General features: G+C 63.5%; 14 protein-coding genes and 1 tRNA gene. 6 read left to right on the top strand and 9 right to left on the bottom strand.

What is annotated here, in order from left to right; all coding sequences use genetic code 11:
* Window positions 1-426 (bottom strand): Lrp/AsnC family transcriptional regulator, encoded by a 426-nt coding sequence (locus tag EZV60_RS10410; RefSeq protein ID WP_135505162.1) that lies wholly within the window; start codon window positions 424-426, stop codon window positions 1-3.
* Window positions 427-541: 115 nt separating this feature from the next.
* Here EZV60_RS10410 and rocF point away from each other — a divergent pair, with 115 nt between their 5' ends.
* From rocF to EZV60_RS10425, 3 genes are all read left to right on the top strand, one after another.
* Window positions 542-1,486 carry an arginase gene (gene rocF / locus EZV60_RS10415; RefSeq protein WP_135505164.1) on the top strand — a complete coding sequence of 315 codons (945 nt, stop codon included), beginning with the start codon at window positions 542-544 and terminating at the stop codon, window positions 1,484-1,486.
* On the top strand, window positions 1,483-2,535 hold the full coding sequence (locus EZV60_RS10420) for an ornithine cyclodeaminase (RefSeq protein WP_135505166.1): 1,053 nt from the start codon (window positions 1,483-1,485) through the stop codon (window positions 2,533-2,535). Before rocF ends, EZV60_RS10420 begins: the two co-directional genes overlap by 4 nt.
* 45 nt (window positions 2,536-2,580) lie before the next feature.
* Window positions 2,581-2,657: transfer RNA gene (locus EZV60_RS10425), tRNA-Arg, on the top strand.
* Between the two features lie 75 nt (window positions 2,658-2,732).
* Here the strand turns inward: EZV60_RS10425 and EZV60_RS10430 are convergent.
* Together EZV60_RS10430 and EZV60_RS10435 are read right to left on the bottom strand one after the other, a co-directional pair.
* Complete coding sequence (locus EZV60_RS10430) at window positions 2,733-3,551, bottom strand: DUF2189 domain-containing protein (RefSeq protein WP_135505168.1); 819 nt, start codon at window positions 3,549-3,551, stop codon at window positions 2,733-2,735.
* Window positions 3,552-3,875: 324 nt separating this feature from the next.
* Window positions 3,876-4,238, bottom strand: a complete 363-nt coding sequence (locus EZV60_RS10435; RefSeq protein ID WP_135505170.1) for a hypothetical protein — start codon at window positions 4,236-4,238, stop codon at window positions 3,876-3,878.
* 309 nt (window positions 4,239-4,547) lie between these two features.
* On the opposite strand from EZV60_RS10435, the gene EZV60_RS10440 reads away from it, so the two are divergent.
* Together EZV60_RS10440 and EZV60_RS10445 are read left to right on the top strand one after the other, a co-directional pair.
* Window positions 4,548-5,318, top strand: a complete 771-nt coding sequence (locus EZV60_RS10440; RefSeq protein WP_135505172.1) for a FecR family protein — start codon at window positions 4,548-4,550, stop codon at window positions 5,316-5,318.
* A 27-nt stretch (window positions 5,319-5,345) separates the two neighbouring features.
* Window positions 5,346-5,996 carry a hypothetical protein gene (locus EZV60_RS10445; RefSeq protein WP_135505174.1) on the top strand — a complete coding sequence of 217 codons (651 nt, stop codon included), beginning with the start codon at window positions 5,346-5,348 and terminating at the stop codon, window positions 5,994-5,996.
* 62 nt (window positions 5,997-6,058) lie between these two features.
* Here the strand turns inward: EZV60_RS10445 and EZV60_RS10450 are convergent, their stop codons facing one another.
* From EZV60_RS10450 to hisS, 4 genes are all read right to left on the bottom strand, one after another.
* Window positions 6,059-7,033: a quinone oxidoreductase family protein gene (locus EZV60_RS10450; RefSeq protein ID WP_135505176.1), complete on the bottom strand. Its 975-nt coding sequence runs from the start codon at window positions 7,031-7,033 to the stop codon at window positions 6,059-6,061.
* 117 nt (window positions 7,034-7,150) lie between these two features.
* Window positions 7,151-7,846: an ATP phosphoribosyltransferase gene (gene hisG / locus EZV60_RS10455; RefSeq protein ID WP_135505178.1), complete on the bottom strand. Its 696-nt coding sequence runs from the start codon at window positions 7,844-7,846 to the stop codon at window positions 7,151-7,153.
* A complete protein-coding gene (locus EZV60_RS10460; RefSeq protein ID WP_135505180.1) occupies window positions 7,843-8,928 on the bottom strand; it encodes an ATP phosphoribosyltransferase regulatory subunit in 1,086 nt (361 codons plus the stop codon). The genes hisG and EZV60_RS10460 overlap by 4 nt, the downstream gene beginning before the upstream one ends.
* On the bottom strand, window positions 8,925-10,466 hold the full coding sequence (gene hisS, locus EZV60_RS10465; RefSeq protein ID WP_135505182.1) for a histidine--tRNA ligase: 1,542 nt from the start codon (window positions 10,464-10,466) through the stop codon (window positions 8,925-8,927). The genes EZV60_RS10460 and hisS overlap by 4 nt, the downstream gene beginning before the upstream one ends.
* Before the next feature lie 144 nt (window positions 10,467-10,610).
* Between hisS and EZV60_RS10470 the strand changes: the two genes are divergently transcribed.
* The gene (locus EZV60_RS10470) at window positions 10,611-10,802 is read left to right on the top strand and encodes a SlyX family protein (protein WP_135505184.1); all 192 of its coding nucleotides are present in this window, start codon (window positions 10,611-10,613) and stop codon (window positions 10,800-10,802) included.
* 51 nt (window positions 10,803-10,853) lie between these two features.
* Here the strand turns inward: EZV60_RS10470 and EZV60_RS10475 are convergent, their stop codons facing one another.
* Both EZV60_RS10475 and dnaE read right to left on the bottom strand, forming a co-directional pair.
* Window positions 10,854-11,816: a hypothetical protein gene (locus EZV60_RS10475; RefSeq protein WP_135505186.1), complete on the bottom strand. Its 963-nt coding sequence runs from the start codon at window positions 11,814-11,816 to the stop codon at window positions 10,854-10,856.
* A gap of 40 nt (window positions 11,817-11,856) precedes the next feature.
* Window positions 11,857-15,360, bottom strand: coding sequence for a DNA polymerase III subunit alpha (gene dnaE / locus EZV60_RS10480; protein WP_135505188.1), 3,504 nt, complete (start codon window positions 15,358-15,360; stop codon window positions 11,857-11,859).
* Window positions 15,361-15,505 lie beyond the last annotated feature (145 nt).

The raw sequence follows: 15,505 nt of genomic DNA on the forward strand, positions 1-15,505 counted from the left end.
TCAGCCCTGTTTGCGCGTGCGCAAGAGCAGGCTGGTTTCCGAGGTCGCCACCCCGTCGAACCGCCGGATCTGTGCCAGAACCGCATCGCAGGCCTCCAGCGTGTCGGTGCCGATCTCCACGATCAGGTCCCACCGGCCATTTGTGGAATGCACCGCGCGCACCGCGCTCAACCCGGTCAGTTGCCGCACGATCCGGTCGGTGCCGCGCCCCTCGATCCCCAGCATCATCAGCCCGCGCACCGGGTCGCGCAGCGTGTCCTCTCGCAGCACGACCGAAAAACCCACGATCTCGCCGGTCTGACGCAACCGGTCGATCCGCGCCTTCACGGTTGTGCGCGACACGCCAAGGGTAAGCGCCAGATCCGACAGCGACGCGCGGGCGTCATGTCGCAAGGCTGAGATCAAGTTTCGACCCACATCATCCATTTTGCACGCTTTTGGCTTCACTTTGTCTTCTATAGGTTCGAATTGAGCAAAATATCACCTTTAAAGCAAACCATTTCGCAGCCATCTACCATATAACACTAGAAAGGCGTTCGCCATGACCCCTCGCACCTGCATTCTGATCGGCGCACCCGTGGACAGCGGAAAGGCCCGCACGGGCTGCCTTATGGGCCCGGATGCGCTGCGCGTCGCCGGCCTGCTCGAGGCGCTCGGCGATCTCGGCCACGCGGTCACCGACCGGGGAAATCTGACCCCCGATGCCGCGGACACCCACGGCCTACCCGGCCACATCCACCAGCCCGAAACCTGCATTGGCTGGACGCGCAGCATCGCGCGCGCCGCAGAAGAGGCGATGCCCGAAGGGCTGCCGATTTTTCTTGGCGGCGACCACGCCCTTTCTCTGGGCAGTGTGCTGGGCGTTGCGCGCCATGCCGCCCGCACCGAGCGCAAGCAATACGTTCTCTGGCTCGACGCCCACACCGATTTTCACACGCCGCAGACCACCGCCTCCGGCAACCTGCACGGCACACCGCTGGCCTATGTCACGGGCCAGAAGGGCTTTGACGGGTTTCCGCCGGTGTCCCATCCTATCCCGATGGAGCAGATCTGCTTCCTCGGCCTGCGCTCGGTTGACGCCGAAGAACGCGAACGCCTGCAGCAGACGCCCGCGCGCTACCACGACATGCGACATATCGATGAGCACGGCATTGCCCGGCCGCTCGCCGATTTTCTGAATGAGGTCGCGCATGAAAACGGCCTTTTGCATGTTTCGCTCGATGTCGACTTTCTCGACCCCGGCTTTGCCCCCGCCGTCGGCACCACCGTGCCCGGCGGCGCCACCATGCGCGAAGCGCATCTGGTGATGGAGATGATCTCCGACAGCGGGCTTTTGACCTCACTCGATCTGGTGGAACTCAATCCGTTTCTCGACGATCGCGGGCGCACGGCGCAGGTGATGGTCGATCTTGCCGCCTCTGCCCTCGGCCGCCGCGTGTTCGACCGGCCCACGCAGGCCTTCAACCGGGAAAGGAGCCCCGCATGACCGTCCTGCCCCCCTCGCAAAAGGCCCTCGTGCCCTTCGTCAGCGTCGGCAACATGATGCGCTTCATCCACCATGTGGGGATCGAAAGGATGCTGATCGATCTGGCCGACTATATCGAGGCCGACTTCCGCCGCTGGCCCCAATTCGACAAAACGCCCCGCGTGGCAAGCCACTCCGAGATCGGAGTGATCGAGTTGATGCCCACCTCCGACGGCGTGTCCTACGGTTTCAAATACGTCAACGGCCACCCCGGCAATACGAAGTCCGGTCTTCAAACGGTCACCGCCTTCGGCCTTCTGGCCAATGTCGAGACGGGCTATCCGGTGCTCTTGACTGAGATGACCGTGCTCACGGCGATGCGCACGGCGGCCATGTCGGCACTTGCGGCGAAATATCTCGCGCCGAAGGGCGCGCACACGATGGCGATGATCGGCAACGGCGCGCAGTCCGAGTTCCAATCGCTCGCTATGAAGGCGGTCGTCGGCCTTAAATCCGTGCGCCTGTACGACATCGACCGCGCCGCCAGCGAGAAAGCCGCCAAGAACCTGCGCGGGCATGGCCTGAACGTGACCATCTGCGACAGCGCCGAGGACAGCATGGAAGGCGCGCAAATCATCACTACCTGCACCGCGGACAAGCAATACGCCACGATCCTTTCCGACAACATGGTCGGACCCGGCGTGCATATCAACGCCATCGGCGGCGACTGTCCGGGCAAGACCGAACTGGCGCCCGCCATCCTGCACCGGTCGGACATTTTTGTGGAATATCCCGAACAGACCCGCATTGAGGGCGAGATTCAGCAACTGGGCCCCGACCACCCGGTGACCGAGCTCTGGCAGGTGATCGAAGGCACCGCGCCAGGCCGCCGGCACGCCGACCAGATCACGCTCTTCGACAGCGTCGGTTTCGCCATCGAGGATTTCAGCGCCCTGCGCTACGTGCGCGACCATGTCCGAGAGACGGGCTGTTTCGAAGATGTCGATCTTCTCGCAGATCCCGACGATCCGCGCGATCTTTTCGGCATGCTGCAGCGCGCGGCGCCGTGACGCCCTCTTGCAATGCCGCGCGTTGGCGGGTATCTCGCACCTGACGGACCGATAGCTCAGCTGGATAGAGTACCTGACTACGAATCAGGGGGTCGGGGGTTCGAATCCTCCTCGGTCCGCCACTTTCCGAACCTCCAAGGACCTCCCGTAAAAAGCGGTCCTGTCACGTGGCAGATCCTGAACCTGTGTTACCCGGCTCACACGTCCGCGGGTCGCACGGCCCGCTTGTAGAGATGCCAGGTGGTATGACCAAGGATCGGCAGGGTAAAGATCAGGCCCAGAAACGCCGGCAACAGTGACACCAGCATCGTGACAGTGATGATCGCCGCCCAGCCGAGCATGACCACCGGGTTTTCCGTCACAACGCGTATGGACGTCAGCATAGCGGTGATGAAATCAATGTCCCACTCCAACAGCATGGGCATGGCGACGACGGTCACAGAGAACAAAACAGCCGACAGAAACGCCCCCACGCAGATGCCTATGGCCAGAAATATCCAGCCTTCCGAAGTGAAAAAGACGGTGCGCACGAACCCTTCCAGATCCGAAAAGGCGGAATCCTGCAAAACGATCACCAGCACGGTGCGGAACTGGTAGAACCAGACCCATAGGATGAACAGGGTCACAAAGGCCATCCAGCCCAGTTCGCGCTTTCGTTGATTGGCCATCACGGTGAGGATGTCGGACCAGCCAAAACTTTCGCCCGTCTGCAACCGGCGGGACATTTCGTAAAGCCCGGCGGCGGCGAATGGCGCAATCAGGGGAAAGGCGATCGCGGCGGGAATGACCATCCAGATCTTGCCGAGCCAGACGAGACACCAGACAAACAGAATGCCGAAAGCCGCATAGAAAAGACCGAAGAAGCCGCTCATCACAGGACGCGCCAGGAAATCGGAAAAGCCGGCCTTCAATGAGGCGGTGATATCGGCCGCGGTCACCGTGTTGACCTCGGGCGCGGCCTTATGCTGCGGCGTCAGATTTTCCGGTGGTGTCGGACCTGCGATCTTGGATGTCATGACACCCCTCCCATAGCATCGGACCGGGCCGGCCTGTGTACCAGCATCTCCAGCGAGCCAAACGGTCTTTACGTGGAGTGCAAAGCTTGCAGGAGCCGAAGCTCAAGAGCAAGTGCGCCATCAAAGACTGACAGCGCAATCACAGACACCCCCAGACCGGAAAACGAAGGGCTTTATGCAAACCAAAACCCTAAAGTGCTGCGACGATTGGCCCATACTCTCGGGTCGAAGGTCATCGCATCACCGAAAGCCGGCGACGGCGTCTCCCACGCACGGCGCTGCAACTACGCGATACCCCTTCGGCAACACTTAGCGCCTGACACCTTAGAAGGCCTGGAAACTCGGCGCTCGAATTTCAAGCTTCAGGTTGGCGTAGGAGCTGTGCCAGGCGTGTTTCGTCAAGACACATGGCGCCAAGGTTCCAACGACAAAATCATCAACGGACACCTGTTTGATGTGGCGCAGCCCGTCCATGATTTTTCTGTTGCCTAGATAAAGCGATGACTTCCCGCGCGCATGCCTCGGCAACTGGTCACGCCGGGCTTCGGCGGACAGCCGCTGGGTGATGGTCCACAATCCACAAACGGCAATGCGCCCGTTCACCGGCGCGATTATCACGGCGATCAACATTTCGCCGGATGGCTTGAACGTCCATTGAAACACGGCGACGTCTTCTGTCATGGGCATCGTGAAGCTTCTGCTCTGCGCGTCCGCGGCCCCATATGACATCGTAACGATCAGCCCGATTGCAACCAATAGTTTCCCGACCTTCCTTCGCATTATGCGTCCCTCCCCTTGCGCAAAAAGCTGTCCGGCCTCTTTCGGGATTGCGGCCACGACCTCCAAGTCCTACCCGATCCGAACCGGCGCGGCTTTGACCCTCGTCAAGGCTTCAACTGAAAGGCGCTTTAACTTTTACAGCAGTAGCTTACGGTAAAAGGGGCGGAGACGTGCCGTCACCGATCATGGCGACGGTCCGCTTTTAGCCGATCGCGGATGCTCCGGCACACCAACTGTGGCCACGGTCGCCGCAAAACGGTGTGGCTATCCAACCACCATCACGGGTGTTATCTTGTAAATATTATCTTCGCGGGCGGTCAAACCGGCGTTGTTGAAGCTGGACCGGGCGTGGCTCTCGCACCAAAATTTTTGGAGGAGGGCAATATGCGATTGCAGCGTAACGTTATCAAAACACTCTTCGGCGTTCTGGTCATGATGCTGGCGGCATGTGTCGAGGTTCCGGGATCCAGCGGAACCGAGCCGCCTACACAGCCCACTGGCCCCCGCCCGGTCGCCGAAGTCGTCGTCAAGTCGGGCGATGTCTATATCAATGACCGCCGCGTGAGCGGCACGCGGCCCCTTTTCGTCAACGACAAGATCCGCACCGGGTCGTCCGGTTTTGCGGACATCAAATTCGACGAACAAAGCACGCTGACCATGGCCCCGAACAGCGATCCAAAATTGCTGTTTGTTTCACAGGCCGGGTGCGTAGCCGGCGAGCTTGTGGTGCGGCTATGGAACGGAACCTTCACCTATGCGGGTATTGCGGACGTCTGCTTCGATAATCCCACGCACCAGACAACGGTCGACCCCGCCAGTGCCTTCCGCGTTGTGATTTCCGACGAAAGTTTTGCGATGAACGTAACGAACGGACAGGTTCTGGTTTCGACCGGCCCGGCACGCGCGACCCGCTTCACGCTGCGGCGCGGTTTCGGGATTGTCGTGCGCGACGGGCAAACCGCGGGTCCCCAGCGCACGCTGCAATAGCCCGGCCCTCATCGGACCTTCGATTGCATGGATATCGCCGGCATCGTTAAGCAATACGCCACGGAAATCGGGCGCTTTCTGCGGCATCAGTTCCGGGTCTGGTTGGGGCTGATCCGGCAACCGGTAAAGGAGTTGGCGCAAGTCGATCTGACCTCGGGGGATGCGCTTACCTATTCGCTTGGCCTTGCGGCCTTCGTCTATCTGGTATGTCTCGCCATCGCGTTACCGCCGCAATTCGCTGGGACAGCGCCGCAACTCCCCGACGCCGCGCGCTTGGTAATCGACGCAATCACGACCTTCCTGGGCTTCGCCTCGGTCGGCGCGTCGCTCTGGGTTGCGGGACGGCTTCTGGGGTCCCGTGCCAGCGCGGTTGCCTGCTTCTCGACAGGCTTTTTCATGACCGCCGCCTGGCCCTTTCTGCAACTCGGCGACTGGGTCCTCAGCGGCGGCTGGCAAATGGCTCTTGACCCCGTATGGCGCTTGGGCCTCTTCGCGGGAGTTTTCGTCGTGGTGACCGCCTGTGCACTCTGGTGGGCGACACCCATCGTGGCCCATGTGCATCGGTTTGGGCGGGTCCGGGCCGTTCTGGCCACGCTGTTGCAGCTACTATTTATCGTGGCGGTCTGGACATTTTTTCTCGAGGATCGGTTTCCGGCCTTGGGCGCCGCCATACCCTAGGCTCCCGGGTACTGAGATCGGCACGTATGCGCCCCCCTAATCGAGGGGCGCAGAACGAATGCTCAAAGCGTCAGTATCGTGGATCCCGTGGTTTTGCGCGCCTCGAGCTGCCGGTGCGCCTCTGTGATCTCCTCCAGCGGAAAGCGCTGTCCGATATTGGCCGTCACCGCGCCGCTTTCCAGCTTTTCGAACAGGTGTTTCGCCATTTCCTGACAGCGGTCGTGATCGGCCAAGAAGGTGAAAAGCGTCGTGCGCGTCAGCTTCAACGACCCCTTCTGCGCCAGCGTCAGAAGGCTGACAGGCTCCACCGGGCCCGACGCGTTGCCAAAGGACATCATCATGCCAAGCGGCTTCAGACAATCGAGCGACTTGTCGAACGTGTCCTTGCCGACCCCGTCCATCACCACGTCCACGCCCTTGTCGCCGGTCAGCGCCTTGACCTCGGGCACGAAATCCTTCTCGCGATAGTTGATGCACTCCGCCGCGCCCTTTTCCAGCGCCAGCTTGCACTTTTCGTCGGTGCCTGCCGTTCCGATCAGGCGGATGCCCTCCGACTTGGCCCATTGGCACGCGATCAGGCCCACGCCCCCGGCAGCGGCGTGAAACAGCACTTCGGCCCCTTTCTCCAGCGGCCAGACGCGATGGAACAGATATTCCACCGTGAGGCCCTGCAACATGATCGAGGCCGCGTCCTCGAAGGACACTCCGTCGGGTAGCGGACAGACCTGCGCCGCCGGCATCACCCGCGCCTCGCAATAGGCACCCGGCGGCACTGCCGCATAGGCCGCGCGGTCGCCTTCCTTGAGATGGCTCACACCCTCGCCGACCGCCTCGACGATGCCCGCAGCCTCCATGCCCAGTGCGTGCGGCAGCTCCAGCGGGTAAAGCCCGGTGCGCTGGTAGACATCGATGAAGTTCAGCCCGCAGGCCTTGTGGCGGATGCGGATTTCGCCCGGTCCGGGCTCGCCCACCTCGCGGTCCACCAGCTTGAGCGCCTCCGGCCCGCCGGTTTCTTCGATGATCACTGTCTTCGCCATATCTGTCCCTTCCCGCCGCCGTTCCTTGGGCGGCTGTCGTTGCGTTGCGTATCTACGCCTCAAAGATAGGATACCGCGCGCAAAGACAACAGTTGGACGCGCCCGCCCTGCCCGCGTTCAACCTGTCCGAAGCCGCGCCAGAAGCGCCTCCAGCGTCGCGGCCTCCTGCGCGTCGCACGCCGCCCGGTGCGCGCGGAAGAGCGTCGCCTGACTTTGCAGGATCAGCCCATCGTCGAGTGTCTTGAGGTGATTGGCCCGAAGCGTGTTGCCCGTACTGGTGATATCGGCGATGGCCTCGGCGGTCTCGTTCTTGACCGTGCCTTCCGTCGCCCCCTGACTGTCGACCAGCTGGTAATCCGCCACGCCGTTGTCGCGCAGGAAATCGCGAGTCAAGCGGTGATATTTCGTGGCGATCCGCATCCGGAACCCGTGCGCCTGACGGAACGCCGCCGCCGCCCCGTCGAGATCATCCAGCGTGTTGACGTCGACCCAGCAGGCCGGCACCGCCAGCACAAGATCGGCATGACCGAACCCCAACACCTCGACGGTCTCGACCACGCTCTGCCAGCCGCTCAGCTTTTCGCGCACAAGATCGGTGCCGGTTACGCCCAGATGAATGCGCCCGGCGGCCATCTCGCGCGGAATTTCCGAGGCCGAAAGCAGGATCAGCTCGACATTGTCGATCCCTTCCACAAATCCCGCATACTCCCGGTCCGATCCGGCCCGGCCAAGCGTGATGCCACGGCCTGCGAACCAGTCAAACGTCTTTTCCATCAGCCGGCCCTTGGACGGCACGCCGATCCGCACGCTCATGCCCCGCCTCCCAGCTCGACCAGCAGCCCGGGGCGAATAACCCCGCCCACGGCCGGGATCTCGCGCCCCGCGCCCAACTGCCGGGTCAGGGCGTCATAGCGCCCGCCGGTGGCCACCGGCGGCATGTCTGCCCGGCCCTCGGCGTAAAAACCGAAGACGAACCCGTCGTAATACTCCATTTGGGTGCGGCCATAGCTGCCCTCGAAATCAAGCCCGCCCGTCGCGATCCCGGCGGCTTCCAGCGCCGCAAGCCGGCGGTCCAGACGCGCGACCGCCGCGGCGATCGACGGCATGTCGGCGGCTATCCCCTGCAGGTGCCGCAAGGCCCGATCGGCGCTGTCGCGCACCCCCGTCACAGCATCCAGAAGCGCCACCTCTTCGCTCGAGATGGGCGGTGCCGCCGCATCCTCGTGCAGCGCCGCGATCCGCGCCTCGATCTCGGCGCGGCTGCGCAACCCGATCTGCGGCGCGGCGCCGTCCAGCGGGTCCGCTTGCGTCAGCAGCGCGGCGCGGCTTTCGGGCATGGGCTTGGCCCCGGAAAACCGCTCCAGCAGATCGTGAAACCGTTTCGGTCGCCAGATGTGCCGCCGGAGCGCCCGCTTGCGCCGCTCGGTCGTGCGCAGGCCCTCCACGGCGGCCATAAGGATGCCGATATCGCCTGTCGCGGCGTGAAGCCCGCAGGGTTGCAGCATCCCGTAAATCACGGAAAAGACGCGCGCATCCGCCGCTTCGGGCGCTGCGCGATCGAAGATCTCGAATCCCGCCTGGAAATACTCGTTGGCGCGGTCAGGGTCGTCCTCCTGCCGCCGGAACACTTCTCCGGCATAGGTGTAACAGGCCGGTTCCGCACCGTGCGCCATATGCATCTGCACCACCGGCACGGTGAAATCCGGGCGCAGCATCTGCTCTCCGCGCAGCGCGTCCGAAGTGATATAGGCCCGCGCGCGGATATCCTCGCCGTAAAGATCCAGCAGAACCTCGGCCGGCTGCAGCACGCGCGTGTCCACCGGCACCGCGCCAGCCTCCTGGAAGAGGCCCAGCAGCCGCTCCGCCTCGGCCCGGATCGCGGCGCGGTCTGTCATCCGCCCTGCCCGTCCAGGATCTTGCGTACTTCCGTCACCAGATCGGCGCGGTCCACCTCGAACTGGCTCGGGCGTTCCTTCCATTCCTCCAATGTCGCGTTCTCGGCAATCTTCGCCCCCAGGATCAGGTCCTTGAGCTGCACCTTGCCGGCGGCGAACTCCTCGCTGCCCGCGATCACCGCCACTGGGCTGCCCCGCCGGTCGGCATATTTCATCTGGTTGCCGAAATTCTTGGGGTTGCCGAGATAGACCTCGGCGCGGATGCCTGCCTGCCGCAGCTCTCCGACCATCGCCTGATACTCGGCCATGCGGTCACGATCCATGACGGTCACCACCACGGGACCTTCCACCGTCCCGCCGATCCGCCCCTTCTCACGCAGCGCGGCCAGAAGACGGTCCACCCCGATGGACACGCCCGTCGCCGGCACCGCCTGCCCGGTGAAGCGTTTGACGAGATCGTCGTAACGCCCGCCCCCGGCCACACTGCCGAACTGCCGCTTGCGGCCCTTCTCGTCGAGGATTTCAAAGGTCAGTTCTGCCTCAAAGACAGGCCCGGTGTAGTATCCAAGCCCACGAACCACGCTGGGATCGATAACGATGCGGTCGGGGCCATAGCCTTGCGCGGCTAACAGACCGGCGATTTGTTCAAGCTCCGCCACGCCCTCTAAGCCCGTCGCGCTCTCGCCCACGGCGGCGCGCAGATTTGCCAGCGTATCAGCGGCATCGTCGGCCTTCGAAGTCAGAAACGCCAACACGGGCTCTGCCTGCCCATCGGTCAGCCCGACCCCGTCGATGTAAGCCCCCGAGGCATCCAGCCGCCCCTTGCCAAGCAGTTCCCGGACGCCATCCTCGCCCACCTTGTCGAACTTGTCGATGGTTCGCAGCACGGCGTCCCGCGTAACTTGATCCCACGCCGCTTTAACGCTTTGCCGAAGATCGTCGCCCTCTGGAAACTCTGTTAGTGGTGCTGCAGCCTCCAGCACTCCATTCAGAACCTTTCGGTTGTTCACGCGGACCACGTAATCGCCACGCGCAATCCCAACCGCTTCCAGCGTGTCGGCCAGCATCGCGCAGATCTCGGCATCCGCCGCCATGCTGGCGCTGCCCACCGTATCCGCATCGCATTGATAAAACTGCCGAAACCGTCCCGGCCCGGGCTTCTCATTCCGCCAGACGGGCCCCATCGCATAGCGGCGGTAGGGCGTCGGCAAATCGTTGCGGTGCTGCGCATAAACCCGCGCCAGCGGCGCCGTCAGATCATAGCGCAGCGCCAGCCAATCGCCGCCCTTGCCCTCGTCGTCGGTCTCCTGCCAGGCAAAAACCCCCTCGTTGGGGCGGTCCACATCGGGCAGAAACTTGCCCAGCGCCTCAACCGTCTCCACCGCGCTCGATTCCAGCGCATCGAACCCGTAACGATGATAGACCCCCGCGATCGTTGACAGCATTTCAGCGCGTTCGGTCACTTCCGTGCCGAAATAATCGCGGAACCCTTTGGGTGTCTGCGCCTTGGGACGGGGCTGTTTTTTCGTCTTGGCCATTTCAGGCTTCCTTGGCAGGGACAGTCGCCGCGCGGTCTAGCCCATGGCCCCGGTCTGGGCAAGCAGCGGCGTCCACTCGCCTCTCACGCGAACATCGCTCGGAAAACATTGACGCAATTCACGTTTTACAGAAATATCCCCGCCATGCAGCAGCTCGAAGAGAAAATTTCGCATCTGACCCGCACGGTAGAAGACCTTTCCGATGTCGTCGCCCGCCAGGAAACGATGCTGACGATGCTGAACCGGCGCGTCCAGCTCCTGATGGAGCGCGAGGCCGAACGGGAATCGCGGGCCGATCAGTTCGTGATGGGCGACCGGCCCCCGCCACATTACTGACATGGCGGGGCTTTTGCCGGTGTTACCGCACCCGACAGACTCCGACCCGGATCAACTGCTCTTGAGATCTTGGGCCAGAACCTCGCCATCGTGCAGCAAAAGGTTCTTCCAGCGCGCGTTGTTGCCGAACCGCTCGTAGATGCTCAGAAACACCGTGTCGCGTTCCAGGCGTCCGATGCGCGCCCCGCAGGGCTTGCGCTTGGACACCCGGCACACCCGCGCCTTCAGCGTCTCGTAGGCCTCGTCGGTATGGCTATAGGGCTGCACCTCGGCCGGAAGTCCGTAGCGCAATTGTTCGTGCATCGAGACCGAGCCGAACACCGCAAGCGACGCGGTGAACTGACGGGCGCAACCGTCGTCGAACCCGGTCAGGTAAAACGTGTGCGCCCCGGTGTTGCCTGGGTCGGTGTCGTAAAGCGCGAATTGCGCGCGCCGCTCGGGAAAGCTCGCGATCTTTTTGCCCATCTGTCGCGTGGGCACCCCGCAGATCACCGCGACGCGGCCATAGGGTAGTTGCATGCCGAACGCGATCTCGCTCGTCCCGGCGGCCGCGCCGCCCCCGAGGCCCAGAAACCCACCGCCGCCGCGGGGTTCTGGCGCGGGCGCGTCGCCGGACGGGGCCAAGGCGGCGGTGCGTGTGTCTGTGTCGGTGGATTTCTGCACTCCGCCTCCGAATAACCCGAAAAGGCCGCCCGCACGCCGCCGCACCGGCTTGGCTTCCGCCGTGGTGATCTCTGGCGCGCCGGCCTCAGCGCTGTCTCTGTCTTTCAGGTTTGGCGTGGACGAAGGCGCCGGGCCGGTGCTGCCGCCCCCGAAGATGCGCGCCAGAACCCCGCGCTCCATCTCCTCCGGGCTGGGCCGCGCCTCAAGCAGGGCGGCATCCTCGGGCAGGTCCTGCTCGGACAGCCGCCCGATCTCGGGCTGCGGGCTGCCACATCCGGCCACCCACAGGGACGCTATGCAAATGACGGCGACGGCTCGCACACGCTCTCCTCTCCCAAGGCTTCTTGTCATACCCCAGATCCCCCCGACGGGCCAGTGCCGGGCGCAGCGCTCAGATATCTTCGACCGTGACGACCCCGGCAAGGCTCTTGATTGCGCCCCGGATCTGCGGCGTGACGGGAAAATCCCGACCTGCAGCGATCTCGACCTCACCGGGCAGCGCCTGGTCCATCAGGCAAAAATGGATCGGTCCCCGTCCGCCGCGTGACACGGTGGTTTCGGCACCGGTCAGAACATTGGCGACCGAAGGGATCGCGTCGGCGCTTTCCACGAAAATGCGCAGCCCGCTCGCACCGGCGTCGGCCACCACAGCGTCGGCGGGCTGAAACGACCGCGCCAAAAGCTTGAGCTGATCGCTCTCCATCGTCGCCTCAACCGCAAGCACGACCTGACCGCCGGTCTCCAGCAGATCGCGCGCGGTGTCGAGCACGTCGGAAAAGACCGTCACCTCGTAGCCGCCGGTCACGTCGCTCAGCTGCACGAAAGCAAAGCGGTTGCCGCGCGCCGATTTGCGTTCCTGCCGGCCTGCGACGACGCCCGCCATCTTGGCCACCACGCCCCCGGCCCGGCCGGCCATTTCGGTCACCTCATCCAGCGTCCTGACGTCCTTGCGCCTGAGCGCGGCCATATAATCGTCCAGCGGATGACCCGAGAGGTAAAAGCCCACGGCCGCGAATTCCTCGGTCAACCGTTCGGCAGGCAGCCAGTCCTCGACCGGGCTCAGACGCGGCTCCGGCAGATCCTCTCCCGCTTCCCCGAAGAGCGACACCTGGTTCGAGGTCTTCTGCTCGAAGATCGCCGCCGAATAGCGCATCAGCGCCTCGATACTGTCAAACACCCGCCGGCGGTTGCGGTCCAGCTCGTCGAACGCACCCGCCCGCGCCAGCATCTCCAAGGGGCGTTTGCCGATCGCCTTCAGATCCACCCGCCGCGCAAAATCGTAAAGTGTCACGAACGGCTTCTCGCCCCGCGCCCCGACGATCAGCCGCATCGCCTCGACGCCGACGTTCTTCAACGCGCCCAGCGCGTAATGCAGCACGCCCTCCCGCACGACGAAGGTCGCGTCCGACCGGTTCACGCAGGGCCCGGCCCATGGCAGCTCCAGCGCTTTGCGCACCTCCTCGAAATAGACGCCCAGCTTATCCGTCAGGTGAATATCGCAATTCATGACACCCGCCATGAATTCCACCGGGTGATTGGCCTTGAGCCACGCTGTCTGATAGCTCACCACCGCATAGGCCGCCGCGTGGGACTTGTTGAAGCCGTAATTCGCGAACTTGTCGAGAAGGTTCCAGACCTCCAGCGCCTTGGCGTCGTCGACGCCGTTCTCCTTGGCGCCCGCGATGAACTTGGGCCGCTCGGCGTCCATTGCCTCCTGGATCTTCTTGCCCATCGCGCGGCGCAACAGGTCCGCACCGCCAAGGCTGTAGCCCGCCATTTCCTGCGCGATCTGCATCACCTGCTCCTGGTAGACGATGATGCCTTGGGTTTCGTCGAGGATATGATCGACCGACGGGTGCAGGTGATCGCGCTCGCTCAGCCCGTTCTTCACCTGGCAATATTTCGGGATATTCTCCATCGGGCCGGGCCGGTAAAGCGCCACAAGCGCCACGATGTCCTCGATGCAGGTGGGCTTCATCTGCTTCAGGGCATCCATCATGCCCGAGCTTTCCACCTGGAACACCGCCACCGTTTTGGCCCGCGCGTAAAGCTCATAGGTCTTTGCGTCATCTAGCGGGATTTGGCCGATATCGTTCTCCGCCCCCTCGAACGGCTCGTAGATGGTACTTCCATCCGCCGCCGTATGCAGATCGCGCCCTGACGCATGGATCTGCTCAATCGCGTTCTGGATGACCGTCAGCGTCTTGAGGCCCAGAAAGTCGAACTTTACCAGACCGGCCTGTTCGACCCATTTCATGTTGAACTGCGTCGCCGGCATGTCCGAGCGCGGATCCTGGTAAAGCGGCACCAGCTCATCTAGCGGTCGGTCCCCGATCACCACGCCAGCGGCGTGGGTCGAGGCGTTGCGCAAGAGCCCCTCGACCTTCATCCCGTAGTTCAGAAGCCTGTCCACCACCTCCTCACGCTTGGCCTCGTCGCGCAGCCGTTCCTCCTGCGCCAGCGCCTTCTCGATGCTGACGGGCTTCACCCCCTCGACCGGAATCATCTTCGACAGGCGATCCACCTGTCCATAGGGCATCTGCAAGACCCGCCCGATGTCGCGCACGGCGGCCTTGGACAAAAGCGCGCCGAAGGTGATGATCTGTCCCACCCGGTCGCGGCCGTATTTGCGCTGCACATATTGGATCACCTCCTCCCGGCGATCCATGCAGAAGTCGATGTCGAAATCGGGCATGCTCACCCGTTCGGGATTGAGAAACCGCTCGAAAAGCAAGCTATAGCGCAGCGGATCAAGGTCCGTGATCGTCAGCGCATAGGCCACGAGGCTACCCGCGCCCGAGCCGCGCCCCGGCCCCACCGGAATGTCCTGATCCTTGGCCCATTTGATGAAGTCCGCCACGATCAGGAAATAGCCCGGAAAGCCCATCCCCTCGATGATCTCCAGCTCGAACTCCAGACGCGCCTCATATTCCTCGACCGAGACCGCATGCGGGATCACCTCCAGCCGGGCCTTAAGCCCCTCCTTGGCCTGCCGGCGCAGCTCGTCCACCTCGTCATCGGCGAACCGCGGCAGGATCGGGTCGCGCCGATAGGCCCCGAAGGCACAGCGCTGCGCGATCTCGACGGTGCTTTCCAGCGCCTCTGGCAGGTCGGCGAAAAGCGTGGCCATCTCGGCGGGCGTCTTGAAATAATGCTGCGCGGTCAGGCGGCGGCGCGGATCGGACTGGTCGACATACGCGCCCTCGGCCACGCAGATCATCGCGTCATGCGCCTCGTACATCTCCGGATCCGGGAAGTAGACGTCATTCGTGGCGACAAGCGGCAGGTCCATGGCATAGGCCATCTCGACGAAACCGCGCTCGGTCAGCCGCTCCGCCTCTGGCGTGCCGTCCTCGCCCGGATGGCGCTGCAGCTCGACATAAAGCCGGTCGCCGAAACTGGCCTTGAGCCGCGCCATCAGGTCTTCCGCCGCCGGGCGCTGCCCGTTCTGCAAAAGCCGACCCACCGGACCGTCCGGCCCGCCGGTCAGGCAGATGACCGAGCCTGAATGCGCCTCCAGATCCGCCAGCTTCAGATGGGGCAGTTTGCCATCCCCGCGCAGGTAAAGCGCGGAGTTCAGCTTCATCAGGTTCTCGTAGCCCGCTTCGCTCTGCGCCAGAAGCACCAGCGGCGCGGGCGGCTTGGCGCGCTTGCCTGGCTCGGACGGCAGGTATTCCAGATCCATCTGGCAGCCCATGATCGGCTGAATGCCCGTGCCCGAGGCGGTGACGGAAAATTCCAGCGCACAGAACATGTTGTTGGTGTCGGTCACCGCCACCGCCGGCATCCCCGCCTTGCGGCAAAGATCGGACAGCTTCTTAAGCCGCACCGCGCCTTCCAGAAGCGAATATTCGGTATGGACGCGAAGATGGATGAATCGGGGATCGCTGCTCATACCAGATATCGTAGGTCAGACCCGGCTAGACCGCCAGAGGTGTCATTGCCCAAATACGCGGCACGCGCGGCTGTCATGCGCGCCGGCCCTCACGTCCGCCATTGCCGTTCGCCCAATGCCTGCGATAGGACAGGGGCACGGCAAG

The sequence above is a fragment of the Roseovarius aestuariivivens genome (genome assembly GCF_004761875.1).
In the GTDB taxonomy this organism is placed as follows: domain Bacteria; phylum Pseudomonadota; class Alphaproteobacteria; order Rhodobacterales; family Rhodobacteraceae; genus Roseovarius; species Roseovarius aestuariivivens.